This is a genomic window from Oceanobacillus luteolus (assembly GCF_042678205.1).
GTDB lineage: Bacteria > Bacillota > Bacilli > Bacillales > Amphibacillaceae > Oceanobacillus > Oceanobacillus luteolus.
Genome location: NZ_JBHUDE010000093.1, coordinates 1 through 2,828 on the forward strand (window position 1 = coordinate 1; position 2,828 = coordinate 2,828).

Genomic DNA, 2,828 nt, shown 5'->3' on the forward strand with positions numbered 1-2,828 from the left:
TCACCGTCCATTCCAGCGGAATGTCGTGTACCAAATAAAACTAAATAAATCATAACAATAGTCCACATCTAAAACTAGGTGTGGATTATTTGACGTTTACGGATAATTGATATTGAGTGTATTTCGGAATAGTATCCACCAAAATAGTCACCCTCCCTTTAAAATAATAGAATTCATCTTTCATAAACAAACACCACCTTTTTTGCTTTAGTATTATCCGTCTATAGATAAACTTATGCATAAATTAGTGGTAAGTTGCATTTATGAAAAAACTATTTAATCTTTATGTCATGTTCTATCTATAGAATACCACTAAAAAGTACATTTTCCTATTAAATTTTAATAATTGTTGTTAATTATTAATAAATTTATTAAACATTTTTGGAACTTCGAACCATTGATATCAAGATGATTAGTTGAAATGGGAGCTAATAAACAACAACTTGAGGGACAGTATTGTTAGTAAAAAGAGCAAAGAAAAAGAACCCTCATCCAACGACCAAGAAGAATAAGAGTTCTGAATCACAGCAATGGGTTAGGGGATATATTCCCCTTTCCCATACATCATTATTATATACATATAATAACTAATATAAACAAAATGGACAAGATTGGAGGTATCTTTCATGTTAAACATATCTATTTTCATTTCCATTCTTTCAACCAATATTTCTGTAATCACGTTAATTATTATTAGAAAAAAGGCACAGGTAGCTTTTAATTGGTTTAGTATTCGGTTGTGAAGTAGAAAACTGTCACTTTAGGAGTTATTTTGCATTAATTTTAAGTTTTATTTTTCGCTATAAACGATACTGAAGACCTTTTAAGAATCTAAAACTTAAAAAGTCGAATTCCACTAAGGAACCGACTTTTTTGCTAAAGCATCAGATTTATAAGAAGTTCATTGGTTGTATCTTTTCTGCAATTACAATTTCTACTTCTTCTACCATATCGCCTAATACAAATAAAGTGTTGATTCTTTTTCTTCCATAAAGAAAACAAACTGACAGAGAAAACTTAACTGTGCGCATAACAAATCAGTTTATTGAAGGTTGAGATGATTTGTTAAGGTACCACTTTAATATTTCATCTTTATCTTTCGACGGTTTATGGTCATAGCTAACTAATTTTAGTCCATCAATCTCACGTTTAAATTGTAATGTATCAGTACCGATTGTATTATGTGCCCCAATAAACGTAGAAATCTGAACAGTAATATCAAAGGTTAATCCGCCAGTCATTTTAAGATCTAAAATTTTCTCGTTTTCGAATTGAACGTCTTTGATATCGTAGTTTTCATTAACTGCTTTATAAATGTCATCAAACATCAAGGATGTTAGTGCTTTTTCACATTCTGATTTGTTGTAGGCTTCAACTGTGGGAACAATTGGAATAATAAAAAGAAACAAAGATAGAGCAATAGCTTTTCTCATTTATCTCACCTCCATATGTTTATCTTGCCACCAATTTTAAAAAGTATTAGGTTTATAATTTTAAATTTTGCAGGTAAAATGTATGTAAAAGTAGAAGAGTTGACTAAACTGTCTCTGCAAAGGTACTTAACAAAAGACTTATAAGTTATTGAAGCATCTAAATTAAATATTGGGAATTAAGAAATATGTAAGGTGATGTAAACGAGGAAATCAATCAATATGTGGAGTTCAATTTGTTGAAAATAAAAAGAATCTATTTCAATCATAAAATAGATTCTTTTTATTATGAGTGGAGCATAGGTATTATTGAGAAATATAGTCGATAATTTTCTTCCTGTTATAACTAGAATTGAAATAAATTAAGAACTCATTAGAAGTTGATTTTTTAATTACTTAGAATACAGAATAAACGATATTATACTTTGTTCCAAATTCAATTGCATTTTTGACATTAGTACTGTTAGAGGTACCAAAGTATACATCAAACCAATAGTAATCTCTTTTCCGGTCTAAATCACCAGTATCAGTAACCATAAAAAGGCTTTTATTACCATAGCCATTTAGATATAGAGGTTTCGAAGTAACTATTTCACTACCGAAGGGGAATATAGGATCTTTATTCGTCTTTGACTTTTGGTGAACAGCAACAGTCTGATACTGTTTATTTGGGAACAAATATGAACCGTGACCAATGGTACCTCCTGTATAAGCAGTGACTTCACCTGCGGTATATGCATGAGTTGTAGAGGAAAATGTAAAAACAAATAAAAAACACGCGAGAGTAAAAATAACTATATTTTTTTTCATAAAATTCGACTCCTTTAATTTTTGTATTGTTCTTTTTCGGTTTTTTCTACAAACTCTCCTGTCTCTGCATTGAACATTAGGTAGACGATGTTCTCTTTGGTCTTATCCCAACCAATAACCATCACAATAGGGATGTTTTTTTCCGGGTCTTTCGAGAAACCAAAATTATATCCTTTGGCAAAAACATCTCCCGGATATATCTTGGTGACTTTTTGACCCTCTTCTAGTAACTCCGGTGTATCATATTTAAATTCCTCTACGTTATTGATAAAGAAATTTTCAGGCATACTATCTAATTCATTAGGTAAATGCTTTGTTTTCCATACCTTTCCATCTTGGATAGATACTAAATACCAATCTGTTTTACCAGGTATACCAAATTGGATGTTCCAGTGTTTTCTTCTGCCATCCATACCAGTTTGTTCTTCATCTTTATCAACACTAATTCCTACATATAACCTAGCTTCTTTATTCCACTTTAACGGTAAACGTCAAATAATCCACACCTAGTTTTAGATGTGGACTATTGTTATGATTTATTTAGTTTTATTTGGTACACGACATTCCGCTGGAATGGACGGTGACCAA

At 30.9% G+C, this 2,828-nt stretch carries 3 protein-coding genes; all 3 read right to left on the bottom strand.

The genetic code is table 11. The features are described 5' to 3' along the window. Positions 1-1,037: 1,037 nt before the first annotated feature. Positions 1,038-1,433 carry a DUF3888 domain-containing protein gene (locus tag ACFSBH_RS12410; protein WP_251517944.1) on the bottom strand — a complete coding sequence of 132 codons (396 nt, stop codon included), beginning with the start codon at positions 1,431-1,433 and terminating at the stop codon, positions 1,038-1,040. Positions 1,434-1,826: 393 nt separating this feature from the next. Next, positions 1,827-2,240: a hypothetical protein gene (locus ACFSBH_RS12415; protein WP_251517942.1), complete on the bottom strand. Its 414-nt coding sequence runs from the start codon at positions 2,238-2,240 to the stop codon at positions 1,827-1,829. Positions 2,241-2,254: 14 nt separating this feature from the next. Continuing rightward, positions 2,255-2,653, bottom strand: coding sequence for a hypothetical protein (locus ACFSBH_RS12420; protein ID WP_251517940.1), 399 nt, complete (start codon positions 2,651-2,653; stop codon positions 2,255-2,257). Positions 2,654-2,828 lie beyond the last annotated feature (175 nt).

Bases quoted from the DNA above. Each gene is read 5' to 3' on its own strand.
- ACFSBH_RS12410 (WP_251517944.1), bottom strand. From the start codon at position 1,433: ATGAGAAAAGCTATTGCTCTATCTTTGTTTCTTTTTATTATTCCAATT.
- ACFSBH_RS12415 (WP_251517942.1), bottom strand. From the start codon at position 2,240: ATGAAAAAAAATATAGTTATTTTTACTCTCGCGTGTTTTTTATTTGTT.
- ACFSBH_RS12420 (WP_251517940.1), bottom strand. From the start codon at position 2,653: ATGGATGGCAGAAGAAAACACTGGAACATCCAATTTGGTATACCTGGT.